The following is a 23,701-nucleotide window of genomic DNA, read 5'->3' on the forward strand; positions in this document are numbered from 1 at the left end:
TCTCTTCTCTTATATTTGTGTAACCTAAACTGCGACCGGTTCCGATGTTGCGCAGATACGGCTGCCGGGGGTTGCAATACCGCCCCGGAATCCTTATCTTTGATGGAACGCTTTACGGACGGGATGCATACACCGAAACTGCCATGACCAAAAACCTTATCATCGCCTTGCTGGCCCTCGGGCTCCTTGCGTGCGCGCCGCGGCCGGCCGGCCCGGTCGATTATGTAGACCCGTTCATCGGCACGGGCTACCACGGGCATACCTACCCGGGCGCAACGACGCCGTTCGGCATGGTGCAGCTCAGCCCCGACACGCGTGCCGGGGACTGGGACGCCTGCGCCGGTTACCATTATGACGATACGACCATCGACGGTTTTTCGCATACGCACCTCAGCGGTACGGGGTGTGCCGACCTGGCCGATGTCCTGTTCCATCCCACCACGCGCGAAATCGTGTTGCACGACGGCGCCTGCGTCCTGCAGCCCTATTTCTTTTCGCACGGGGACGAGAAGGCCTCCTGCGGCTATTATGCCGTGGAGTTACCCGGTGAAAATATCCGGGTGGAGCTTACGGCGGCGCTCCGTACGGGCGTGCACCGCTATACCTTTACGGGCAAGGGGCCGCGGCAGGTGGTCGTCGACCTGATGCACACGATCGCCGAGGAGCAGGTCGACATGCGTGAATTGCGGACGACGGCGCCCGATGAGATCGCCGGGATGCGCCGCACGCAGGGGTGGGTGCCCGACCAGTATGTCTTTTTCTCCGCCCGTTTTTCGGAGCCTTTCGCCGACGTGCGGCTGCTGGGCGACAAACAGGCCGTGCTGACCTTTGCGCCGGACACCGAAACGCTTACGATAGCCGTCGGGTTGTCGTCGGTCAGCGCTGAGAATGCCCGTCTCAACAGCGTCGCCGAGGTGCCGGAGCTGGATTTCGATGCCGTGCATGCGCGTGCCGCCGCGCTGTGGCGCGAAGCGCTGGGCGACATCGTCGTCGAGGGCGGTTCGCGCGACGAAATGGTCAATTTCTATACGGCGCAGTACCATACCAAGCTGACGCCCAATCTGATGAGCGATGTCAACGGCGAGTACCGTCGTCACGACCAGCGCATCGCGCGTATGCCGCAGGGCGGTGCCTACTATTCGACATTCTCGCTGTGGGACACTTTCCGCGCGTGGAACCCGTTGCAGACGCTGGTGGATACGACGTTAGTCAACGACATGATCCGCAGTATGCTCGACATGTACGACATAACGGGCGAGCTTCCGATCTGGCCGCTCGCGTCGGGCGAGACGGGGACGATGATCGGCTACCATGCCGCGTCGGTCATTGCCGACGCCTACCTGAAAGGTATCCGCGGATACGATGCCGAAAAGGCGCTCGATGCGATGATCCGCTCGTCGAACATCAATAAGAAAGGTTCCGATTACTATGTGGCACAGGGGTTTATACCTTCCAATATCAAGCGCGAGTCGGTCTCCTGCACGCTGGAATATGCCTACGACGACTGGGCGATCTCCCGCATGGCCGGGGCCATGGGCCGGGACGACGTCGCCCGGGAGTATGCGCAGCGGGCGCTCAACTACGCCAATGTCTTCGACGGGTCGACCTGTTTCTTCCGCGGCCGCGGGACGGACGGCAACTGGTCTGAGCCGTTCGAAGAGTTCGCCACGGGGCGCGACTATACCGAGGCCACGCCGTGGCACTACCGTTTCTTCGTGCCGCACGACGTGAACGGGCTCGCCGGGCTTTTCGGCAGCCGCGAGGCATTCGTCCGTGAACTGGATCGGCTCTTTACGCTCGAATCGGACGAGATGCAGCTCGACGTAAGCGACGTGACGGGGCTCATGGGGCAGTATGCCCACGGCAACGAACCCAGCCACCACATGGCCTACCTCTACAATTATGTCGGGCAGCCGTGGCGGACACAGGAGCTCACGCGCAGCCTGCTGCACGGGATGTACGCCCCGACGCCCGCGGGGATCATCGGCAACGAGGACTGCGGCCAGATGTCGGCGTGGTACATCTTCTCCAGCCTGGGCTTCTATCCCGTCTGCCCCGGCTCGAACCAGTTTGCGCTGACCGCACCCCAATTCCCGAAGGCCGTCGTGCGCCTGGCCAACGGCCGCACGCTGACCGTTACGGCAAACAACCCCCGCCGCAATACCTATATCGCTTCGGTGACGCTCGACGGAGTGCCCGTGACCGAAAATTTCATCACCTACGAACAACTGATGCAGGGTGGGGAACTGCATTTCGAACTCCGTGCGGAACCCGATTACGCCCGTGGAACGGATGCCGCAGCAGAGCCCTATTCGCTTACGCGCGGCCAGGTCGTTTCGATTCCCTATACCACGCAGAACGTGAGCCTCTTCACCGAGCCTGTGGCCGTCGCCCTGGCCACGACGACGGCCGGAGCCGAAATCCGCTATACGCTCGACGGCTCGGAGCCGGACGAAACCTCGGTGCTCTATGCCGGGCCCGTCGTTGTCGACCGCTCGCTGACGCTCAAAGCGCGGGGATTCAAACCCGGGGCCGCACCGAGCCGTACGCTGACGCTCCAAGCCGAGAAGGCCGTATTCCGCAAAGGGCTGCCCGAAGCGGGCGCGGCCATGCGTCCGGGCGTCGCCTATGCCTGTTACGAAGGCGTGTTCTCGCATGTGGACGAGATTCGCCGGGGGAAGCTCGTGGCGTCCGGGACAATGCCCGAGCCGTCGATTGCCGATGCCCCGCAGGAAGACCATTTCGGATATATTTTCAGCGGCTGGATCCGTATTCCCGAACGGGGCGTGTGGGAGTTCATGACCAAGAGCGACGACGGTAGCGTGCTCGTGATCGGAGACCGGAAGGTGGTCGACAACGACGGGTCGCACGCTTCGGTCATGGCGACCGGGCGCGTGGCGCTCGAAGCGGGTCTGCATCCCTATACGCTCATGTATTTCGAGGATTACGAGGGGCAGGATCTCTCCTGGGGCTGGAGGGCACCCGGGGCGGCTGGCTTCGAGCAGATCCCCGCGGAGCGTTTGTACGTTGAATTTCCCGATTGTCCCGCTGATTAAACTATAAAGTTATGAAACGATTGTTCTATCTTCTTGCGGCAGCGGCGTTCACTGCCTGCGGTTCGGCCACGACGCTCGGCGTCATGACCTTCAACATGCGTTACGACAACCCCGAAGACGGGGCGAACAACTGGCGTTTCCGCCGCGGGCGGGTCGCCGAGGTGATCGCTTCGCACGGCGTCGACGTTTTCGGCACGCAGGAGCTGCTTGCCAACCAGCTCGGCGACCTGAAGCGTTTGCTGCCCGGCTATGCTGCGGTGGGCGTCGGCCGTGAGGACGGTGCCGAGGCGGGCGAGTTCAGTGCCGTATTTTACCGGCGGGATCGTTTTACGCCCCTCGAATCCGGGACTTTCTGGCTGAGCGAAACCCCCGACGTCGCAGGCTCGAAAGGGTGGGACGGCGCCTGCGAGCGCGTGGCAACCTGGGTCGTACTGCATGACAGGGAAGGGGGCCGGGAGTTCCTCTTCGTCAACACCCACCTCGACCATGTAGGGCAGGTTGCCCGCGACGAAGGCGTGAACCTGCTCAGGGAGCGCATCGAAGCGCTGCGCGGGGATCGGCCTGTGATCCTGACGGGCGATTTCAATTCCGAGCCCGGCTCGTCGGTCGTGGCGCACGTGCAGAAAGACGGCGTACTGCATGACGTGAAGCAGGTCGCCGCCCGTAAATCCGGCACGGAGTGGAGCTTTTCCGACTTCGGGCAGATACCCGAGGCCGAACGCCCGTTGCTCGACTACATCTTCGTGAGCGACGGCATCGCCGCCGACCTTTACGAGGTGCTGCCCGATACGCTCGGTGGCGGTTATGTCTCCGACCATGCCCCCGTGATGGCCATCGTCAAATTCGAAAAATAACATCCCGCAATGAAAAAGATACTCAAAATCTGGCTGCTGTTCGCAGCACTGTGCACCTGCGCCACGGCTGTGGCCGAGCGCCCCATCCTGATCCATTCGCACAACGATTATTGCCGCCGTGCCCCCTTCTGGCAGGCGTACGCCCAGCAGGTCTATTCCATCGAGGCCGACGTGTTCCTGCACGACGGCAAGCTGCTCGTGGGGCACGAGGTCGAAGACCTTTCGCCCGGCATGACCTTCGAGGCGCTCTACGTCGAACCGCTGGTGACGCTCTTCGGGCGTAACGGCGGGCGGGCGTGGAAGGATTCCGGCGAACACCTTCAACTGATGGTCGAGCTCAAGTCTGCTACCGAACCGACTTTACAGGCCGTTGCGGCATTGCTGGGCCGCTATCCCGAGGTGTTCGACCCGGCGGTGAATCCCGAGGCCGTGCGGATCGTTGTCACGGGGCGTGTCCCGGCACCGGCCGATTTCGGTAAATATCCCTCCTATATCCGTTTCGACGGGGTGTGGGATGCCGACTATACGCCCGCGCAACTGGAGCGCATCGCCCTCGTAAGCGCCGATTTCAGCGACTATTCGCAGTGGAACGGCAAGGGCTCGATCATCCCGGCCGAGCGTGCGGAACTGGAGAAAGTCATCGACCGCGCGCACGCCTGGGGAAAACCCGTGCGTTTCTGGGGCGCCCCCGAAGGGACGACGGTTTACTATACCTTTTATAATATGGGTATCGACTACCTCAATACCGACCATCCCGAGGCGTGCGCCGCGTTCTTCGATGATTTCGGCAACAAGAATTTCCAGATCGGCGAACGCCGCACGGCCGCCGAAGGCGTGACGGGCACCAAGCGCCTGGACAAGACCACGCGCGATTTCCGGGGCTTCCAGAACGACAAGCTGCAACTCTCCAAGGGCATCGACGTCTACACCCCGACTTACCGCAACGACGGGGGCCGGGGACGGGTTCGCAACGTGATCTACCTGATCGGCGACGGCATGGGGCTGTCGCAGATCGTGGCGGCTTTCTATGCCAACAAGGGGCTGTCGACCCTGCAGATGAAATATATCGGCCTGCAACAGAACAATGCGCTGGATGCCTTCACGACCGATTCGGCCGCCGGCGGCAGCGCCCTGGCCACGGGCGAACGTCACGATAACCGCCATATCTCGATGAGCCCGGAGGGCGTGCCCTATCCCTCGCTGAGCGATTTCTTCCACGACAGGGGGCTGCCCGTGGGCGTCGTGACGCTGGGTAACATCGCCGATGCCACGCCGACGGCCTTCTACGGGCATTCGGTCGAGCGCGACAATGCCGACGAGCTGACCCGCTGCCTCATGGACGGGCGTATCGACCTGCTTTGCGGCAGCGGCATCCGTGAATTTACACGCCGCAAGGACGGGATCGACCTGGTCGGGGAGCTGGAGAAACAATACGATTTCGTGCGTTCGGTCGATGGGATCGATGCCGCGAAGGGCAAGGTCATCTGCATCGACGAGGCGATGGACGACGCGGCCGAGGAGACCAACCTGACACTGCTGGCCGATGCCACGCGTGCTTCGATCGCCAAATTGCGGGAACGCGGCGGCGAAGGGTTTTTCCTGATGGTCGAGGGTGCCAAGATCGACTATGCGGGGCACTCGCGCTGCCTGCCCGGTTCTATTATCGAAATGTTGAGCTTCGACCTGGCCGTTGCCGAGGCGCTGAAATTCGCCGACACGAACGGCGAGACGCTCGTCATCGTCACGGCTGACCATGAAACCGGCGGCCTGGTGGTGGTCGACGGCGACGAGCATACGGGGCGCGTGACGGGCGTCTATGTCTCCGACGACCATACGCCCGCTATGCTTCCGGTATTCGCCTACGGCCCGGGCGCCGACAAGTTCTGCGGCACCTACATGAATACCGAGATTGCACGCAGGATAAAATCACTGATAAAATAACCGCATACTATGACGCTACGCAAACAAATCGCGGCATTCATGTCGCTGGTCTTCGCAGCGGGCACGGCAGGGGCGCAAGACCTCAAATCGGGGCCCTACAAGCTGCCCTACAAAAACACCTATGTAAAGGAGGTATTCGTGGCCGAGAACGAGTTCCGCACGGCCAAACCCGAACACATCAAACCCCGGACGTTCGCCGAGGCGCGCAAGATCCTGCCCTCGCCCGTGTGGGAAGGGCATGAAAAGGAGGTCGAGATGTACTGGCACGCCTGGCAGATCGCCGTGGGCAACATCCGCCAGCCGCAGGAGGGCTCCGGGTTCGTGTCGCCTTACCTCGATATTGCCTACAACGGCAATATCTTCATGTGGGACGCTTCGTTCATGATGATGTTCGCCCGCTACGGTTACCGCTTTTTCCCGTTCCAGCGCACGCTGGACAACTTCTACGCCAAGCAGCATCCCGACGGGTTTATCTGCCGCGAGATCCGTGCCGACGGCTCCGACTGCTTCGAGCGCTACGATCCCACCTCGACGGGGCCCAACCTGCTGCCGTGGGTCGAACTGATGTATTACCGCCAGTTCGGCGACATCGACCGCCTGCACAAGGTTTTCCCCGCCCTGTGCGCCTATGCCAAGTGGTGGCGGCTCAACCGCACGTGGCCCGACGGCACCTACTGGTCGAGCGGGTGGGGGACGGGCATGGACAACATGCCCCGCGTGAAGCCCGAATACAACCCGATCTTCTCGCACGGCCACATGGTATGGCTTGACACCAACCTGCAGCAGATGCTGGTCGACGAGTCGCTGCTCAACATCGGTTTCCACATCGAACGCTGGCAGGAGATCGAGGACATGGAGGACGAGATGAAACGGCTGCGCGCCTATGTCAACGAACACCTGTGGGACGATGCGACGGGTTTCCTCTACGACCGCTACGGCGACGGGTCGCTCTGCACGACCAAGGGGATCGGCGCCTTCTGGGCCCTGCAGGCCGACGCGCTGGACAAGGGGCGGATGGATCGCATGGTGGCGCACCTGGCGGACACGGCCGAATTCGACCGTCCGCACCGCGTGCCGTCGCTCTCGGCCGACCACCCGAAATACAACCCGACGGGCCGTTACTGGCAGGGTGGCGTATGGCCGGGTGCCAATTACATGGTCATCGACGGCCTCTACCGCAAGGGCTACCATGACCTTGCGCTGGAGGTGGCCGAAAACCATTTCAACGCCGTATTCGAAGTGTGGAAGAATACCGGGACTTTCTGGGAGTACTATGCCCCGGAGAAGATCGAACCCGGGTTCATGGCCCGCAAGGACTTCGTGGGCTGGGCAGGGCTGCCGCCGATCGCGGTGTTCATCGAGTATATCCTCGGCATCAAATCCGACTATTCCGAGGGGCGTATCGTATGGGATATCAACCATACCGAGGCCCACGGCATCGACCGCTATCCCTATGGCCCCGAGGGCGTCGTAGGGCTGAAGGTCAAGGGCCGCAATTCAGCCGGGGACGTGCCTGCGGTGAGCGTTACGACCAACGTGCCGTTCGACCTGACGGTGACGTGGGGCGACGGGCAGAGCCGCACCGTCCGCGTGGAGAAGAGCGGCAGTGTGAAACTGAATTAAGGAACCTAACCTACCTATGAAAAAGATAACGACTCTTATGTGTGCCGTCGCCTTGTGGTGTTCGGCACAGGCGCAGGCGCCCGCCCTGCATTTCGGCCGGGACGGCAAATTCCGGATCGCACAGTTCACCGACGTGCACCTCGACCTCGGTACGCCTTACCGCCGGGCGCAGGCGGAAAAAACCATCGCCCAGATGCGCTACATCCTCGATGCGGAGCATCCCGACCTGGTGGTCTTCACGGGCGACGTGGTGACGGGCAAGCCCGCTGCCGAAGCGTGGCACCGCGTGTTGGAGCCCGTCGCGGAACGCAACCTGCCGTTTTGCGTGGTGCTGGGGAACCACGACGCCGAGCAGGATCTGACGCGGGCGGAGATCGGCCGCATCGTCACCTCGTATGCCGGCACGCTCAATACGCTCGGCGCCGGGGGCGAACTGGCCGACGTGGTGCTGGAGATCGCCGGGACGACGCAACCTGCGGCATTGCTCTACTGCCTCGATTCGCACGATTATTCAACAATCCCGTCTATCGACGGCTACGGCTGGTTCACGCAGGAGCAGGTGGGCTGGTACCGCGCCCGCAGCGCCACCTATACCGCGGCCAACGGCGGGAAGCCGCTGCCGGCGCTGGCGTTTTTCCATATCGCCCTGCCCGAATACGTCGCTGCATGGCGGAACCCCGACAATACGCATGTCGGCCGTGCCGCCGAGGATGAATGCCCCGGGGCGCTGAACCCCGGCATGTTCGCCGCGATGGCCGAGTGCGGCGATGTGATGGGCATCTTCGTGGGGCACGACCACGACATCGACTATGTGGTGGCCGAGAAGGGTATCGCCCTCGGTTACGGCCGTTTTTCGGGCGACGATACGACCTACAACAACCTGCGGCCGGGGGTGCGCATCCTCGTGCTGACCGAGGGCGAACGAGGCTTCGAGACGTGGATACACGAGCGCGACGGCCGGATTGCAGACCATGTGGAATTCCGCGGCGGGAAAGTTGCGAAAGTCAAAAATAACAACTGATTGCACGATGAGGATTGGTGTGGATTTGGGCGGCACGAACGTGCGCGCCGGCCTGGTGAAGGATGGCCGCATCGTGCGGTTGCTCTCCGAACCCTGCAAAGCCGACCGCCCCGAAGGGGAGGTCGTGGATCATATTGCCTCGCTCATCGGGAAGCTCATCACCCCCGACGTCGCCCGCATCGGCATTGGCGTGCCGTCGGTCGTGGATGCGGCGCGCGGGATCGTCTACAATGTCGTAGGCATCCCGTCGTGGCGCGAGGTGTACCTGAAGGATCTGCTCGAAAAACGGTTCGGCGTCCCGGTATATGTCAATAACGACTGCAATTGCTTTGCTTTGGGCGTCAGCCGCTTCGGCGAGGCGAGCGCATACAGCGACGTGGTGTGCGTGGCGCTCGGCACGGGTGTCGGCGCGGGGATCGTGATCGGCGGCGAACTCTATTGCGGGCACGATACGGGCGCCGGGGAGATCGGGAGCATTCCGTACCTCGACCGCGATTACGAATACTATTGCAGCAGCCGTTTCTTCGTAGGCCGCGGCACGACGGGCAAGGAAGCCTACGAGCGTGCCCTGGCGGGCGATCCCGCGGCGCTGGCGCTGTGGCACGAATTCGGCGGACATATCGGGCGGCTGGTGATGATGATCCTCTATGCCTACGACCCCGAAGCGATCGTTTTCGGCGGGAGCATCGCCCATGCCTTCGGGTTTTTCCGGGAAGCGATGTACGAGCAGTTGAAACAGTTCCCGTATGCTAAGACGGTCGAACGGCTCCATATCTGCTGTTCGTCGGTCGAACACGTGGGGCTTTTGGGGGCTTCGGCGTGCGAATAACGGGCCGGGGTTTTGATTTGTCCGTTTTTTGCCTTATTTTTACCTTGTGTTTCGGAGGAACCTCCATTTAAAATAACCCGGATATGAAGAGACTTATACCCCTCGTTGTCCTTTGTGCAGCCCTCTGCGGCTGCGGTAAGGTAATCCCCGCCGACGATGAAGTCGCGGTGGTACCGCTCCCCGAACGCGTCGCGAAGGGGCAGGGAACTTTTTTGCTGACCGCTTCGACCGAAGCGGTGCTGCTGTCCGGCGACGACAGTCTGGCCTGTGTGACCGGGGCACTCGACCAGGTGCTGGAACCGGTGTTCGGCAAAGGGTTGCGGGTGCGGCATGCCGACGTGCCCCTCGACGGGGCGCTGAATATCTCGTGCGACGCGGCGATGCCGGCGGATGGCTACCGCCTGGAGATTACGCCCGGGCGTGCGGAGATTGTTGCCGGGAGCGCAGCCGGGGCGTTCTATGCGGTGCAGACCCTCCGCCAGCTGATCCCCGCTGCGGCTTACGGTGCGGCCAACGTGCGGGCCGTGGAGCTGCCCGTCGTGACGATCGAGGACAAACCGTGCCTGGGCTACCGGGGCATGATGCTCGACGTCTGCCGCCATTTCTTCACGGTCGACGAAGTGAAGGAGGCGCTCGATATCATGGCCCTGCATAAGCTCAACGTGTTCCACTGGCACCTGACCGACGACCAGGGATGGCGTATCGAGATTAAGAAATACCCGAAACTGACCGAGGTGGGTTCCGTACGCAGCCGTACGCTGATCGGCCGCGACCCGGGCGGCGAGTACGACGAAAACTGCAAGTTCGACGAAACGCCCTATGGCGGTTACTATACGCAGGACGAGATCCGCGACATCGTGGACTACGCCGCGAAGCGTTTTATCACGGTGATCCCCGAGATCGAATTCCCCGGACATGCCGTGGGCGCGCTGGCCTCCTATCCGTGGCTCGGCTGCACGGGCGAACAATACGAGGTGCGCCAGACCTGGGATATCGACGACAGGGTGTTCTGCATCGGCAAGGAGACGACCTTCGAATTCATCGAGGGGGTGCTGGAAGAGGTCGTCGGCCTTTTCCCGTCGGAATACATCCATATCGGCGGCGACGAATGTCCGACGGTGATGTGGGAGAAGTGCCCGCATTGCAAGGCGCGCATGAAGGCCGAAGGGCTGAGGCGCCCGCGCCAGTTGCAGAATTACGCTACGGCGCGCGTCGAAAAGTTTCTGAACGCCCGCGGACGCCGCCTGATCGGCTGGGATGAGATTCTCGAAGGCGATGTCACCCCGACGGCGACCATCATGTCGTGGCGCGGAGCGAAAGGGGGGATCGAGGCCGCCAGGCAGGGCAACCATGCCATCATGGCGCCGACCACGAACTGCTACCTGGATTACTACCAGACGCGCGATACGGCCCGCGAACCCCTTGCCATCGGCGGGTACCTACCTGTGGAGAAGGTCTACGAACTCGATCCTTACGAGCAGCTGACGCCTGCCGAGCAGGTTTGTATCCTGGGCGTGCAGGCCAACCTGTGGACGGAGTATATCGCGACATGGCCCCATGCCGAATATATGCTTCTGCCGCGCCTGAGCGCGCTGGCCGAAGTGGGGTGGAGCCTCGACCGGAAGGATTATGCCGGCTATCTGCACCGTGTCCGCCGCCTGGCGCGGATCTACGATGCCTGCGGGTATAATTATGCGCGGCATATTTTCGGGGAGTAGACTACTCCCGCATACGAACGGGGATCGGCTGTGTGTCGATCCCCGTTTTTTGTGCCCCGCAGCGGCGCCGCAGGCCCTCGGGGATATTATCTCGGGTTTTGGGCGGCGTGTTCGTAAATTTTTCCTATCTTTGGAGGCAAAAAGTGTGCGGATTATGGATTTGAAATACGTGCGGAGCGAATTGCGCAAGCTCTCGGAAATCGTTGAAGGCTGGAATGCGAACCAGGAGATCGGCTCCCTCGAGCGGGATCTCGTACTCGATAAGTTGCGGACACTCTACGAGGCCGTGCGTTTCGGTGCGGAGGCGGAACCTCCCGCGGCAGATGCCTCCGGACAGGAACCCTTCCCGACGGAGATTCCGGTCAGCTTAGACCTCGGCGAGGTGCTTTCGATCGAGTCGCTGTCCGTGGCGGAACCCGAATTACCGTCGCTCTCCGGATCCGGGCCGGAACCCGAATCAGGGTTCATTGCGCCCCTGGCCGGCCTGCCCGTGGCGGAGTCCGGGGCAGATTTCCCCGATTGCGATACCGCGGTGGCGGAAACGGTGGCCGAATCCGTGCTGGATTCCGTGCCGGCGGACGGACAAGAGCCGGCCGGGGTTGTTGCGGAACCTGCCGAAATCCCGGCTGAACCGGCTGCGGGGCCGATTGCGGAGGCTGAACCCCCGGTTGCCGGGCTGGTTTCCGATCCTGAAACCCCGGCTGCGGAAGAAATTCCTGCGCCCGAATCGACTGGAAATAGCGCCGGCAAGGAAGTGCCGGCTGAAAATATTGCGGCGGCATCCGAATCGTATGGGGATTCCGGTTCGCAGGAGCTTGCCCGTGTGCCGGGGGCATCCGGGCCGCAAGGGGCAACCGCCCCCCGGGACGAGCCCGCACACCGGGAAGCACCCTCGGGGATGCCCGAACCGGAAGCAATTGCCGGATCAGGGGCGGAAACGGGCGTTACCCACCCGGCTCCCGGAGCGGGGACGCATCCTGCGGCAGCGCCGCAGCCGATCGCGCCGACCTTGTTCGGCATCGAAGAGGAGACCCAGCGCCACCGCCATAAACAGCGGGTAATCATGTCGCTTTACAATCCCGAACCCACGGCTGCACGGCCGACGGCCGAAAAGCCTGCTCCGGCACCTGCCGCGGGGGACGCCGCAAGAACCGCGGCCGGGCGGCCGCAGCTTCCAACCGACAGTCTGGCAACCGACAGCCCGGAACCGGTATCCGGCCCTGGCGTTTCTGTCCCGGACACCCCGCGTATGTTCGCCGGGGATGAAGCTCCTGCGGAAGGGGTGTATGCGGCGTCCGTGTCGCAGCGTCCGGCACCCGTGCCCGACACCGGGAATGACGACGAAGAGCCCGATTTCGAGGAGATTACCCTTGCAGGGAACGGGGCGCCGAATAACGGGGCCGTACTGGGCGAAGTGATCAACCATGACAAACAGACGCTGGCCGATACGATTGTGCCGCCGCGCGACATGGCCTCGGAACTGCGCCGCAGCGAGCCCGTCACCGACCTGAGGCGCGCCATCGGCATCAACGACAAGTTCCTGATGATCCGCGACTTGTTCGACGGCGATGCCCGGGCTTACGAAGCGGCGCTCGACAAGCTCGATGCCTTCGGCGATTTCGACGACTGCATGATTTACATTGCCGAGAATTATGTCTGGAATGCCAATTCCGACGGCGCGAAGTTCCTGATGGAACTGCTCGAACGTAAATTCGCATAGCCCCATGGCCAAGCTCTATATCGTACCTACCCCGATCGGGAACCTCGACGATATCACGCTGCGGGCGGTCAATGTGCTGCGCGAGGTGGATTTCATCCTCGCCGAGGATACGCGTACTACGTCGTTCCTGCTCAGACACCTCGGTATCGAGAAAAAACTCCATTCGCACCACAAGTTCAACGAACACGCCACGGTCAAGATGGTGGCCGGGTCGATTGCCGCCGGACGCAATGCCGCGCTGGTCTCGGACGCCGGGACGCCCGGGATCTCCGATCCGGGGTTTCTGCTGGTCAGGACGTGTGTCGAGGCCGGCATCGAGGTCGAGACGCTCCCCGGTGCCACGGCGCTCGTTCCCGCCCTTGTGCAGAGCGGATTCCCGTGCGACCGGTTTTGTTTCGAGGGGTTCCTGCCCCAGAAAAAAGGGCGTGCGAAGCAGTTGCAGTCGCTCGCCGACGAGGAGCGCACGATGGTATTCTACGAATCGCCCTACCGGGTGGTGAAATGCCTCGAACAGTTCGCCGAAGTTTTCGGATCGGAACGCAGGGTGTCCGTATCGCGTGAGCTGACCAAGAAGTTCGAGCAGACCGTGCGGGGCACTGTCGCCGAAGTGCTGGAACATTTTCGTACGACGGAACCCAAAGGCGAATTTGTGATCGTATTGGCCGGGAAACCCAAACCGAAGAGGGAATTACCGGATGAGGAGACTGAATAAAGGACTGGAAAATGGAAAACAACAACGATACGCAGCGGATCAAACGTTCTTCCTCGGCATGGCTGGGGGAGATGCGCGAATTCCTCCGGGGGCGTTTCAGCCTCGATGAGGACAAGGCGCAGCGCGACGAGGTCGTGGCGTCGATTTCCAAGGGGGTGGTATTTCGCGGGGTCAACCTGTGGGTACTGATCTTTGCGACGATGATCGCGTCGCTGGGCCTGAATGTCAACTCGGCCGCCGTGATCATCGGCGCCATGCTCATCTCGCCCATCATGGGGCCGATCATGGGCATCGGCCTTTCGCTGGGTATCAACGATTTCGAACTGCTCAAAAAGTCGCTGCGCAATTATGCGCTGATGTTCGTCGTGGCGATCGTCACCTCGACGGTCTATTTCCTGGTGTCGCCCCTGTCGTCGAACAGCAGCGAGTTGCTGGCACGCACCGTGCCGACGACCTACGACGTGCTGATCGCATTGTTCGGCGGCCTGGCTGGTATCGTGGCGCAGACGCGGCAGGATCGCACTTCGACCGTGATCCCGGGCGTGGCGATCGCTACGGCGCTGATCCCGCCCCTTTGTACCGCGGGCTTCGGCCTTGCCACGGGGCAGATGCGCTTCTTCTTCGGGGCGTTCTACCTCTTTTTCATCAACTCGGTATTCATCGCCCTGGCGACCTATGCCATGGTGCGGTTCCTGAAATACGAGAAAAAGGCGTTCATAGACAAGGTGCGCGAGCGCAACGTGAAGCGGCTGATGATGGTCATCACGCTGGTGACCTTCATCCCGAGCGTCGTCATCGGGTTCCACATGGTCAGGGTGTCGCTTTTCGAGGCGGCGGCCGACAAATATGTCTCGCAGGTATTCAATTTTCCCCATACGCGTGTGATCGAGTGCAATAAGCGTTACGCACACCACGGACATCCGTCGCAGATCGAACTGCTGCTCCTGGGGGAGCCGCTCGACGACGGAACCATAGAAAACGCCCGCACGCAGATGGGTAGCTTCGGGCTCGACAAGGCCGAGCTGGTCGTCCGCCAGGCAAACACCACGGACAAGATCGACGTGGCGTCGCTGCAACAAAGTTACCTCGAGCTTCTGGAGGAGAAGAACAGGCGCATAGGCGAGATGGCTGCGCAGCTGAAACGCTACCGCGTCACGAATGTCGAGGTGGACGACATTTCGCGCGAGGTGGGTGCCATGACCACGAACGTCAGGGCCATATCGCTCATGAAGGGCATTACGTTCGACGTTTCGGGCGCACCGCTCGATACGACGCTCGTCTGTGTGGTCACGCCGAAAGTCGCATCTGATTCCATCGACCGGACGACGCTCGCGAACTGGCTGAGAATCCGCACCAAGGTCGCCAATGTAAAACTTTTCGTCGAACCGTAACCGTTGATTTGCCGGATGAAACGTACAGAGCTGAATTTCATACAAAAGATATGGTTGGAGTTCCTGTGGCTTGGGGCGCGGGTATTTGCTGTGATGCCTTACTGGTTCAAGTACTACATTGTTGAAAACCTGCTCTTTTTCATCATATATTATTGCCTGCGCTACCGCATGAAGGTCGTGAAGGCCAATTTGTGGAACTCGTTCCCCGAAAAAAGCGAGCAGGAACGGGCGGCCGTCTGCCGCAGTTTTTACCGTACGCTTGCCGAGATTTTCGTCGATACGGTCAATATGGCCCACATGAGCGAGGAAAAAGGCCGTACGGTACTCACCGTAAAAGGGTTCGAGGAACATTATGCGCAGGTGCACGGCCGCGACTGGATCGCCATGACGGCCCATTTCGGCTGCTGGGAGTATTGCTCCTATTGGGGACTTTACGAACGCTCGCAGATGCTCGTGGCCGTTTACCACCCGTTGCGCAGCAAAGTGATGGAACGCCTTTACCAGCGCCTGCGCAACTACGAGAATTCGATGACCGTGGCGATGAAGGATTCGCTGCGCTTCTACCTGCGCAACCGGGAGCGCGGCATCGAGGGCAAGAACCTCGTGATGGGACTTATAGCCGACCAGAACCCGCCGCGCCGCCCCGACAGCCATTGGTTCCGCTTTCTCAACCAGGATACGATCTTCTTCGACGGCGGCGAGAAACTGGCACTGCGCTGTAACCTGCCGGTCTATTTCGTCCGGATGGAGCGCTTGCAGCGGGGACGTTACCAGATGTCGTTCGAACCGATCTATGACGGTGTGGAGGAGGTCGCCGAATACGAAATCACGGAACGCTACGTTAGACGTTTGGAAGCCATGATCCGCGAGCATCCCGAGCTCTGGATGTGGTCGCACCGCCGCTGGAAACACAAACGCACGAATGCCAATCGTTAAAATCGTCATACTCAACTGGAACGGCGCGGAACACCTGCGCCGCTTCCTGCCGAGCGTCGTGGCCGCGGCTCCCGCCGGGGTCGGGGTCGTCGTCGCCGACAACGGTTCGACGGACGGGTCGCTGGCGGTGCTGGCGGAGGAGTTCCCGACCGTCGCTGTGGTGCGCCTCGACCGGAATTACGGTTTCGCGGGCGGTTACAACCGCGCTTTGGCGCAGGTCGAGGCGGATTATTACCTGCTGCTCAATTCCGATGTCGAGACACCCCGGGGATGGCTGGAGCCGATCCTCGGCGTTCTGGAGCGTGAGCCCGACGTGGCGGTCGTTTCGCCCAAGCTGGTTTCGTGGCTCGACCGTACGAAATTCGAGTACGCAGGGGCTTCCGGGGGCTTTATCGACTTCCTGGGCTATCCTTTTTGCCGGGGGCGTATCCTCAAGCGGGTCGAAGCCGACGAGGGGCAGTACGACGATGCCCGCGACGTATTCTGGGTCAGCGGAGCGGCTTTTTGCTGCCGTGCCGACGTGTTCCGCGCATTGGGGGGCTTCGACGACGATTTCTTCGCCCACATGGAGGAGATCGACCTCTGCTGGCGCATGCAGCTCGCGGGTTACCGCGTGCGGGTCGTGCCCGGGAGTACGGTCTACCACCTCGGCGGCGGGACGCTGACGACCGATTCCCCGACCAAGGTGTTCTACAACCATCGCAATAACCTGGCGATGCTCTACAAGTGTGCTTCTCCCGTACAGCGTGCCGTCGTGGCCATCGTACGCCCCGTGCTCGACCTGATGGCGGCATTGTCGTATCTGGCACAGGGGCGGGGCGATAATTTCCGTGCCGTATTCCGCGCCTGGCGCGATTTCCTCCGCTGGCACGGCAGCCTGTCGCGCAAGCGGAAGGAGATTCGGCAGCAGTGCAGGGGAACGGTCGCCGGGAAGGTTTACCGCGGTTCCGTAGTCCTGCGTTACCTTTTGGGGCGAAAGACCTTCGGGCGGATGATGTGACCCGGCGGAAAAGCTCAGGACGGAGATCTACCTCCCGGTGGGTGAAATAATTTAAAACAAGACCTCTCGGCAGAACCGGGAGGTCTTGTTTTTATAAATAGTATTCCGTGTTTTCCTACTTGTTGATTTTCGCCCACGAATCCTTGAGCGTCACCGTGCGGTTGAACACGGGGTGTTCGGGTGTCGAGTCGGTGTCGGGGCAGAAGTAGCCTACGCGCTCGAACTGCACGGCCTGCCCTATGGGTATGTCGCGCAGCGACGGCTCCAGGTAGCCCGTGACCTTGACCATGGATTCGGGGTTGAGGTTGTCCTCCCAGGTCTGTCCTTCCTCCACGTCGTCGGGGTTCTCCTTCGTGAAGAGCGGGTTGAACAGGCGGATTTCAGCCTCCACGGCATCTTTGGCCGATACCCAGTGGATGACGCCCTTTACGCGGCGGCCGTCGCTCGACGACCCGCCGCCCGACATCGGGTCGTAGGTGCAGCGCAGCTCGGTGATGTTGCCCGCGGCATCTTTGACGACCTCCTCGCACCTGATCAGGTACGAATAGCGCAGGCGCACCTCGCCGCCGGGTGCCAGGCGGAAGAACTTTTTGGGAGGCTCCTCCATGAAATCGTCGCGCTCGATGTAGATGACCTTCGAGAAAGGCACCTGCCGCGTGCCGGCCGATTCGTCTTCGGGGTTGTTGATCGCCGTGAAGAGCTCGGTCTTGCCTTCCTCGTAGTTGGTGATGACCACTTTCAGCGGATTGAGCACTGCCATGCGGCGCTCTGCGATCTTGTTCAGGTCTTCGCGCACGCAGTATTCGAGTTTGCCCAGGTCGATCACGTTGTCGCGCTTGGCGACGCCCACCATCTCGGCGAAGTTCCGCACCGAGGCCGGGGTATAGCCCTTGCGGCGTAAAGCGCAGATCGTCGGCATGCGGGGGTCGTCCCAGCCCATCACGGCGCCTTCCTGCACGAGTTTGAGCAGCTTGCGCTTCGACATCATCGTGTAGGTGAGGTTCAGCCGGGCGAATTCGTACTGGTGCGAAGGGTAGATCTCCAGCGCCTGGATGAACCAGTCGTAGAGCGGACGGTGCACGTCGAATTCGAGCGTGCAGATCGAGTGGGTGATCTGCTCGATCGAGTCGCTCTGCCCGTGGGCATAGTCGTACATCGGGTAGATGCACCATTTGTTGCCCGTGCGGTGATGCTCGGCATGGATGATGCGGTACATGATCGGGTCGCGGAAGAGCATGTTGGGGTGCGCCATGTCGATCTTGGCACGCAGCACCTTGGCCCCGTCGGGGAATTCGCCGTTTTTCATGCGGACGAACAGGTCGAGGTTTTCCTCCACGGAGCGTTCGCGCCACGGCGACGGAGTGCCCGGTACGGAAACCGTACCGCGGTTTTCGCGGATCTGCTCCTGTGTCTGGTCGTCGACGTATGCCAACCCTTTTTTAATCAGTACGATCGCCCAGTCGTAGAGCTGGTCGAAATAGTCCGACGCATAGCGTTCGACGGCCCAGTCGAACCCGAGCCACTGGATGTCGCGCTTGATCGAATCGACATACTCTACATCCTCCTTGACGGGATTCGTATCGTCGAAACGGAGGTTGCACTTGCCTCCGTATTTTTTCGCCAGCCCAAAGTTGATGCAGATGCTCTTGGCGTGTCCGATATGCAGGTAGCCGTTCGGTTCGGGCGGGAAACGGGTCTGGACGCGCGTTTCGCCCTTGGCGATCGACTCTTCGATGATCTCTTCGAGGAAGTTCAGCGACTTCTCCCGTGTTTCGTTTGTTTCGCTTGCCATATGTGTATGTTTCGCTTGTTGTATGCTTTATTTCTTTGCCTTGGGGCCGATGTTGAACAGCTTCTGGATGTCCACCGAGAGCTTCACGACCTGCTGGGTGCCCATGCCCGTGCCGTCGTAGTGGAACACCATGCCCGCCTCGACGGCCAGCGTGCCCTTGAAGAATCGGCGGTCGTAGCCGACCCACGTGCGGTTGTAGATGTGCTCCGTCGTGGCATAGAACGGTTCGCCGGCGTACAGTCCGTCCTGTCCGTAGGTAATGGGGATGTCTTCGCCGACCGCGATGTTGCGCAGGGGTTGCAGGTTTTCGCCCAGATAGAGGTTGTTCTCGAGTTTCACGCCCCACTTGGTCAGCACGAAGTCGATCTGTGCACCGCACGGTTTTTTCCAGTTGTGGTCTACGCTGCGGCCGCGCTGCGGGGCGAAGAGGAACCCGGCCTTGATGTCGAAGTCGAAGAAGGCGTTGAATCCCCAGCCCGCATAGGGGTTTACCAGCAGGTTGTCCGTGACGTTCTCGTTGAGCTTCGAACCTGCGAAATGGAACATCGAGAAGGCATAACCGAAGTAGAAGCCCCGCTCGAGCGTGTAGCGTCCCGCCGAGATGATGCGGAACATTTCGCGCGACTGCTCGGAATACATGCCTTCCCAGTCGATCGCCATTTCTACATAGGTATTCTCGCGCTCGGTGGATTTATAATGCCCGAGGAAACCCGACAGGCGGTTGTGGTAGAACGCCGTCGAGTCGCTGAAGAACGCCCTCGAATAGTCGCCCAACAGCTCCTTGCGGTCGAAGATACCGGCGTTGGCCTGTACGTTCTTGCTGTTGAACTGGTAATATATCAGCGGTTTTACGTCGCTCAGGAACGGTTCGCGGGCGCCGTTGTGCTGCCCGAAGTTCTGCAGGAGGTCTACGCCGAAGATCAGCCGGTTTTTCTCCATCCATTCCACGCCGATGCGGGGTGTGAAGCGGGCGCTGAAGAGCGTCTGCGATTCGTTGAAATCGTTGTTAGCGTATTCCCGGTTGTCGAAGCGGGTCGCGAAGTCGGCGCCGACGATCAGATTCTGTGCGCTGAGGCTTCCTCCCGCGACAAGGGCGGCGAACGATAGCATCAAGACTTTTTTGAGTGACATAATTCTTTTGAATTGAGACCCCAAAAATAGGTAAAATATTTATTATTTGACTACTTTTGACCCCGAAATCACTCATTTGCATACGTTATGCGTAAAATCACCAACGAAGAGCTGAACCGGCCCTCGGCCGGGGAGTTCGCCGCGATGGAGAAAATGCCCGTCGCGGTGGTGCTCGACAACGTCCGTTCGTTGCAGAACGTAGGGGCTTTCTTCCGCACGGGGGATGCTTTCGCCGTGGAACGCATCGCCCTCTGCGGCATCACCGCGACGCCGCCCAACCGCGACATCCACAAGACGGCGCTCGGTGCCGAACTGACCGTGCCGTGGACTTATCACAAGACGACGGAGGAGTGCATCGCCCGCCTGCGCGCCGAAGGCTACCGGGTCTATGCCGTCGAGCAGGTCGAAGGTGCCGTGATGCTCGGCGATTTCCGGGCGGAGCCGGGCGTGAAATATGCGCTCGTGTTCGGCAACGAGGTGATGGGCGTGGGGCAGCAGGCCGTGGACATGTGCCACGGCGCGATCGAGATCCCTCAGGCCGGGACGAAGCATTCGATCAACGTTTCGGTCTCGGGCGGTGTCGTTTTGTGGGATTTTTTTTGCCAAATCCGGCCGAAGCGTTAACTTTGCCGCGCTGAACCTCGGTTTAGCTGCGCCCCGGCAAAACAGATAAATTTGGCTTTGCACCCGGCTTGCGCTATCACCCCGGTTTACAGGTGTTGATAAGTCTCCCTTTTCAAAGGGAGGTTTGGAAGGATTGTCGATATGGAATTGGCGTTTTTGCGCCGTAATACGAATCCGATGGATTCCATACCGGAACCTTGCGAACGAATGAAATGTTGAATAATCCATCGGGTTCGTAGTAAACTATGTCTGTAGAAAGTACTGTCAGGGCAGTGACCACCTACCGTCTGACGGAGATGAAGCAGCGCGGCGAGAAGATCGCCATGCTGACCTCGTACGATTATTCGATGGCCAGGATCGTCGACGCCGCGGGTATCGACGTGATCCTCGTGGGCGACTCGGCGGCCAACGTGATGGCCGGTTACGAAACCACGCTTCCCATTACCCTCGATATGATGATTTACCATGCGCGTTCGGTCGTGCGTGCCGTTAGCCGTGCACTGGTCGTCGTCGACCTGCCGTTCGGAACCTACCAGGGCAATTCGAAGGTGGCGCTCGACTCGGCCATCCGCATCATGAAGGAGACCGAGGCCGATGCCGTGAAGATCGAGGGCGGCGAAGAGATCCTCGAATCGGTCAACCGCATCCTTTCGGCCGGAATACCCGTCATGGGGCACCTGGGGCTGACGCCGCAGTCGATCCATAAGTTCGGGACGTACAGCGTGCGTGCCAAGGAGGAGGCCGAGGCAGCGAAACTCGTCCGCGACGCCCACCTGCTGAGCGATGCGGGGTGCTTCGGCATCGTGCTCGAAAAGATTCCTGCGGCGCTGGCCGCCCGCGTCACCTCCGAAATCTCCGCGCCGACCATCGGCATCGGCGCCGGTAACGGCTGCGACGGGCAGGTGTTGGTGATCCACGACATGCTGGGCATCAACAAGGGTTTCTCGCCGCGCTTCCTGCGCCGCTATGCCGACCTGTATACCGTCATGTCGGACGCTGTGTCGCAGTATATCACGGACGTCAAGTCGTGCGATTTCCCCAACGGGCAGGAGCAGTACTGACCCCGCCGGGTGCGCAGGCCGCCGTGACGGAATAATTTCGATCCCCGACCCTGAGGCCGGGGATTTTTCCTGTCCGGGAAGTCGGCGGCGGGAGGATGCCCCCGATTGCTGTCCGGGGATTCCGGGCGCGGAGCGTCCCCTCCGGCTTGTACGGGACTGCGCGGGCGGCTTCCCGGCGCCCCGGGCCGGGAAGCCGGGGGCTGTCCCGGACGCAGGCGTGTGTATTTACCCGTCGCGGGGCTGGCCGGGCGTTGTCCCGGGGGCTCCGGATTTCGCCCGCACCCGGCGGCTTTGATAAATTGTTGATAAAAAAAATCGTCGCGTTGCCCCGGATATTAGGCCGTTTCGAAAATTATCACTACATTTGCGAGCAACAAAAATCCACGTTCATTATGTCTTTTATCAATGAAAGGGTTCAGCCCGAAGGACTTACGTTCGACGATGTGCTGCTTATACCCGCCTATTCGGAAGTGTTGCCGCGAGAGGTCAGTGTCCAGACCCGTTTCTCGCGAAATATCAAACTCAACATCCCCATTGTGTCCGCTGCCATGGACACCGTTACCGAAGCGCCGATGGCTATTGCGCTGGCTCGTGAAGGCGGGATCGGCGTGATCCACAAGAACATGTCCATCGCCGAGCAGGCCGCCCACGTGCGCCGGGTGAAGCGGGCCGAGAACGGCATGATTTACGACCCGGTGACCATCTCGAAAGACCATACGGTCGGCGATGCGCTCAACCTGATGAAAGAGAACAAGATCGGGGGTATCCCGGTCGTGGACGCGGATCGGAAGCTGATCGGTATCGTCACCAACCGCGACCTGCGGTTCCAGCGCGACATGTCGCGCCGTATCGAGGAGGTGATGACCCCCGGCGACCGCCTCATCACCACGCATAGCTCCGAATTGTCCAACGCTTCGGAGGTGTTGCTCAACTGCAAGATCGAAAAGCTCCCCGTGGTCGACGACGAAGGCCATCTGGTGGGGCTTATTACTTATAAGGATATCACGAAGGTGCAGGATCATCCCAACGCCTGCAAGGATGCCAAAGGCCGTCTGCGCGTCGCTGCCGGCGTGGGCATCACGCCCGATGCGCTGGATCGCGTGAAGGCGCTCGTCGAGGAGGATGTGGATGCCGTGGTGCTCGACTCCGCGCATGGGCATTCGATGAATATCGTCAATAAGCTCAAGGAGATCAAGGCTGCCTATCCGTCGCTCGACGTGGTGGTCGGAAATATCGCCACGGCAGGGGCCGCACGGTTCCTGATCGAGAACGGCGCCGACGGCATCAAGGTCGGCATCGGCCCCGGCTCGATCTGCACCACCCGCGTGATCGCGGGCGTGGGCGTTCCCCAGTTGTCGGCCATCTATGCCGCGGCGTCGGCCGCCAAAGATACGGGCGTCCCGGTTATCGCCGACGGCGGCCTGCGTTATTCGGGCGACATCGTCAAGGCGCTGGCTGCGGGCGGCGACTGCGTGATGATCGGCTCGATGTTCGCCGGCACGGAGGAGTCTCCCGGCGAGACGATCATCTACAATGGCCGTAAGTTCAAGACCTACCGCGGCATGGGCTCGATCGACGCCATGAAGGCGGGTTCCGCCGACCGCTATTTCCAGAAGGGCTGCGAAGGCAATATCAACAAGCTCGTTCCCGAAGGGATCGTGGCGCGCGTACCCTTCAAGGGCACGTTGAGCGAGGCTGTCTTCCAGCTTATCGGCGGCATCCGTTCGGGCATGGGTTATTGCGGTGCCAGGGACATCGCGGCTTTGCAGCGTGCGCAGTTCATCCGCATCACCTCGAACGGCGTTACGGAGAACCACCCGCACGACGTGACCATCACGAGTGAAACGCCCAATTATTCCCGCGGTGAATAGTTCCGATCCCGGGATTGCGGCCTGCGGGCTTTTTTGCGGTTCATGCCGGAAATTCCGGAAAGGGAGTTGTCCGGGGTGCCGCGATAACGAAAAGGCCGTGTGGTGCAAGGTTCGTTCCTGCTGCCGGGAGAACGGCTGGCAGAGTTGCGCCGAATGCACGCTGGTGCCGCTGGATGCCTGCGGAAAGTTCAATAATTTCATCGCCGGGGTTTTTCAGGTCGTTTTTCGCTCAGACCGCCGAGGTTGCATAGAACGCATCCGCGAAGTCGGGAACGAGGCTTTCGCCGCGGAGATGCGCCTTTCGGGAAGCTACAACCGTCCGGTAAAAAGAAAATAATAAGGATTCGGGGTCTTCCTTGCCAAAGGGAGATTCAGAGGGATATTAAGCCTGGAACCGGCGTCGGAGACGCCGTAGAGTGAG

18 protein-coding genes are annotated in these 23,701 nt (G+C 61.0%); 16 read left to right on the forward strand and 2 right to left on the reverse strand.

What is annotated here, in order from left to right:
• Positions 1-143 precede the first annotated feature (143 nt).
• The 12 genes from DW189_RS01240 to DW189_RS01295 all read left to right on the forward strand — a co-directional run bounded on the left by DW189_RS01240 (position 144) and on the right by DW189_RS01295 (position 16,801).
• Positions 144-3,056, forward strand: coding sequence for a GH92 family glycosyl hydrolase (locus DW189_RS01240; RefSeq protein ID WP_117506596.1), 2,913 nt, complete (start codon positions 144-146; stop codon positions 3,054-3,056).
• Positions 3,057-3,067: 11 nt separating this feature from the next.
• Positions 3,068-3,910: an endonuclease/exonuclease/phosphatase family protein gene (locus tag DW189_RS01245; RefSeq protein ID WP_117506597.1), complete on the forward strand. Its 843-nt coding sequence runs from the start codon at positions 3,068-3,070 to the stop codon at positions 3,908-3,910.
• Between the two features lie 9 nt (positions 3,911-3,919).
• Complete coding sequence (locus DW189_RS01250) at positions 3,920-5,851, forward strand: alkaline phosphatase (RefSeq protein ID WP_117506598.1); 1,932 nt, start codon at positions 3,920-3,922, stop codon at positions 5,849-5,851.
• A 39-nt stretch (positions 5,852-5,890) separates the two neighbouring features.
• Positions 5,891-7,474 carry an MGH1-like glycoside hydrolase domain-containing protein gene (locus DW189_RS01255; protein WP_229107387.1) on the forward strand — a complete coding sequence of 528 codons (1,584 nt, stop codon included), beginning with the start codon at positions 5,891-5,893 and terminating at the stop codon, positions 7,472-7,474.
• Positions 7,475-7,490: 16 nt separating this feature from the next.
• Entirely contained in the window at positions 7,491-8,495 is a 1,005-nt protein-coding gene (locus tag DW189_RS01260) for a metallophosphoesterase family protein (RefSeq protein ID WP_232045599.1), read from the forward strand.
• 7 nt (positions 8,496-8,502) lie between these two features.
• Positions 8,503-9,324: an ROK family protein gene (locus tag DW189_RS01265; RefSeq protein WP_117506601.1), complete on the forward strand. Its 822-nt coding sequence runs from the start codon at positions 8,503-8,505 to the stop codon at positions 9,322-9,324.
• Positions 9,325-9,407: 83 nt separating this feature from the next.
• Complete coding sequence (locus tag DW189_RS01270; RefSeq protein ID WP_022333461.1) at positions 9,408-11,042, forward strand: beta-N-acetylhexosaminidase; 1,635 nt, start codon at positions 9,408-9,410, stop codon at positions 11,040-11,042.
• 154 nt (positions 11,043-11,196) lie between these two features.
• Positions 11,197-12,762, forward strand: coding sequence for a hypothetical protein (locus tag DW189_RS01275; RefSeq protein WP_117506602.1), 1,566 nt, complete (start codon positions 11,197-11,199; stop codon positions 12,760-12,762).
• 4 nt (positions 12,763-12,766) lie between these two features.
• Positions 12,767-13,474, forward strand: a complete 708-nt coding sequence (gene rsmI, locus DW189_RS01280; protein WP_022333463.1) for a 16S rRNA (cytidine(1402)-2'-O)-methyltransferase — start codon at positions 12,767-12,769, stop codon at positions 13,472-13,474.
• Positions 13,475-13,485: 11 nt separating this feature from the next.
• The gene (locus tag DW189_RS01285; protein ID WP_117506603.1) at positions 13,486-14,865 is read left to right on the forward strand and encodes a TIGR00341 family protein; all 1,380 of its coding nucleotides are present in this window, start codon (positions 13,486-13,488) and stop codon (positions 14,863-14,865) included.
• A 15-nt stretch (positions 14,866-14,880) separates the two neighbouring features.
• Positions 14,881-15,801 carry a lysophospholipid acyltransferase family protein gene (locus DW189_RS01290; RefSeq protein ID WP_117506604.1) on the forward strand — a complete coding sequence of 307 codons (921 nt, stop codon included), beginning with the start codon at positions 14,881-14,883 and terminating at the stop codon, positions 15,799-15,801.
• Positions 15,788-16,801: a glycosyltransferase family 2 protein gene (locus DW189_RS01295; RefSeq protein ID WP_117506605.1), complete on the forward strand. Its 1,014-nt coding sequence runs from the start codon at positions 15,788-15,790 to the stop codon at positions 16,799-16,801. The genes DW189_RS01290 and DW189_RS01295 overlap by 14 nt, the downstream gene beginning before the upstream one ends.
• Positions 16,802-16,916: 115 nt before the next feature.
• Here DW189_RS01295 and DW189_RS01300 read toward each other — a convergent pair whose 3' ends face one another.
• Positions 16,917-18,593, reverse strand: coding sequence for a glutamine--tRNA ligase/YqeY domain fusion protein (locus DW189_RS01300; protein ID WP_117506606.1), 1,677 nt, complete (start codon positions 18,591-18,593; stop codon positions 16,917-16,919).
• 27 nt (positions 18,594-18,620) lie between these two features.
• Entirely contained in the window at positions 18,621-19,724 is a 1,104-nt protein-coding gene (locus DW189_RS01305) for a hypothetical protein (RefSeq protein ID WP_055211149.1), read from the reverse strand.
• Between the two features lie 87 nt (positions 19,725-19,811).
• Here DW189_RS01305 and DW189_RS01310 point away from each other — a divergent pair, with 87 nt between their 5' ends.
• From DW189_RS01310 to DW189_RS01325, 4 genes are all read left to right on the forward strand, one after another.
• Positions 19,812-20,348 (forward strand): RNA methyltransferase, encoded by a 537-nt coding sequence (locus tag DW189_RS01310; RefSeq protein ID WP_022333009.1) that lies wholly within the window; start codon positions 19,812-19,814, stop codon positions 20,346-20,348.
• 245 nt (positions 20,349-20,593) lie between these two features.
• On the forward strand, positions 20,594-21,409 hold the full coding sequence (gene panB, locus DW189_RS01315; RefSeq protein ID WP_055203247.1) for a 3-methyl-2-oxobutanoate hydroxymethyltransferase: 816 nt from the start codon (positions 20,594-20,596) through the stop codon (positions 21,407-21,409).
• 392 nt (positions 21,410-21,801) lie between these two features.
• A complete protein-coding gene (gene guaB / locus DW189_RS01320; RefSeq protein ID WP_055203249.1) occupies positions 21,802-23,280 on the forward strand; it encodes an IMP dehydrogenase in 1,479 nt (492 codons plus the stop codon).
• Complete coding sequence (locus DW189_RS01325; RefSeq protein ID WP_117506607.1) at positions 23,273-23,617, forward strand: DUF3795 domain-containing protein; 345 nt, start codon at positions 23,273-23,275, stop codon at positions 23,615-23,617. Before guaB ends, DW189_RS01325 begins: the two co-directional genes overlap by 8 nt.
• Positions 23,618-23,701 lie beyond the last annotated feature (84 nt).

Origin of the sequence: Alistipes sp. AM16-43 (genome assembly GCF_003435745.1) — a bacterium.
GTDB lineage: Bacteria > Bacteroidota > Bacteroidia > Bacteroidales > Rikenellaceae > Alistipes > Alistipes onderdonkii.

Excerpts from the sequence above, each read along its gene's own strand:
- DW189_RS01240 (WP_117506596.1), top strand. The coding sequence starts at position 144 with ATGACCAAAAACCTTATCATCGCCTTGCTGGCCCTCGGGCTCCTTGCG.
- DW189_RS01245 (WP_117506597.1), top strand. The coding sequence starts at position 3,068 with ATGAAACGATTGTTCTATCTTCTTGCGGCAGCGGCGTTCACTGCCTGC.
- DW189_RS01250 (WP_117506598.1), top strand. The coding sequence starts at position 3,920 with ATGAAAAAGATACTCAAAATCTGGCTGCTGTTCGCAGCACTGTGCACC.
- DW189_RS01255 (WP_229107387.1), top strand. The coding sequence starts at position 5,891 with ATGTCGCTGGTCTTCGCAGCGGGCACGGCAGGGGCGCAAGACCTCAAA.
- DW189_RS01260 (WP_232045599.1), top strand. The coding sequence starts at position 7,491 with ATGAAAAAGATAACGACTCTTATGTGTGCCGTCGCCTTGTGGTGTTCG.
- DW189_RS01265 (WP_117506601.1), top strand. The coding sequence starts at position 8,503 with ATGAGGATTGGTGTGGATTTGGGCGGCACGAACGTGCGCGCCGGCCTG.
- DW189_RS01270 (WP_022333461.1), top strand. The coding sequence starts at position 9,408 with ATGAAGAGACTTATACCCCTCGTTGTCCTTTGTGCAGCCCTCTGCGGC.
- DW189_RS01275 (WP_117506602.1), top strand. The coding sequence starts at position 11,197 with ATGGATTTGAAATACGTGCGGAGCGAATTGCGCAAGCTCTCGGAAATC.
- rsmI (WP_022333463.1), top strand. The coding sequence starts at position 12,767 with ATGGCCAAGCTCTATATCGTACCTACCCCGATCGGGAACCTCGACGAT.
- DW189_RS01285 (WP_117506603.1), top strand. The coding sequence starts at position 13,486 with ATGGAAAACAACAACGATACGCAGCGGATCAAACGTTCTTCCTCGGCA.
- DW189_RS01290 (WP_117506604.1), top strand. The coding sequence starts at position 14,881 with ATGAAACGTACAGAGCTGAATTTCATACAAAAGATATGGTTGGAGTTC.
- DW189_RS01295 (WP_117506605.1), top strand. The coding sequence starts at position 15,788 with ATGCCAATCGTTAAAATCGTCATACTCAACTGGAACGGCGCGGAACAC.
- DW189_RS01300 (WP_117506606.1), bottom strand. The coding sequence starts at position 18,593 with ATGGCAAGCGAAACAAACGAAACACGGGAGAAGTCGCTGAACTTCCTC.
- DW189_RS01305 (WP_055211149.1), bottom strand. The coding sequence starts at position 19,724 with ATGTCACTCAAAAAAGTCTTGATGCTATCGTTCGCCGCCCTTGTCGCG.
- DW189_RS01310 (WP_022333009.1), top strand. The coding sequence starts at position 19,812 with ATGCGTAAAATCACCAACGAAGAGCTGAACCGGCCCTCGGCCGGGGAG.
- panB (WP_055203247.1), top strand. The coding sequence starts at position 20,594 with ATGTCTGTAGAAAGTACTGTCAGGGCAGTGACCACCTACCGTCTGACG.
- guaB (WP_055203249.1), top strand. The coding sequence starts at position 21,802 with ATGTCTTTTATCAATGAAAGGGTTCAGCCCGAAGGACTTACGTTCGAC.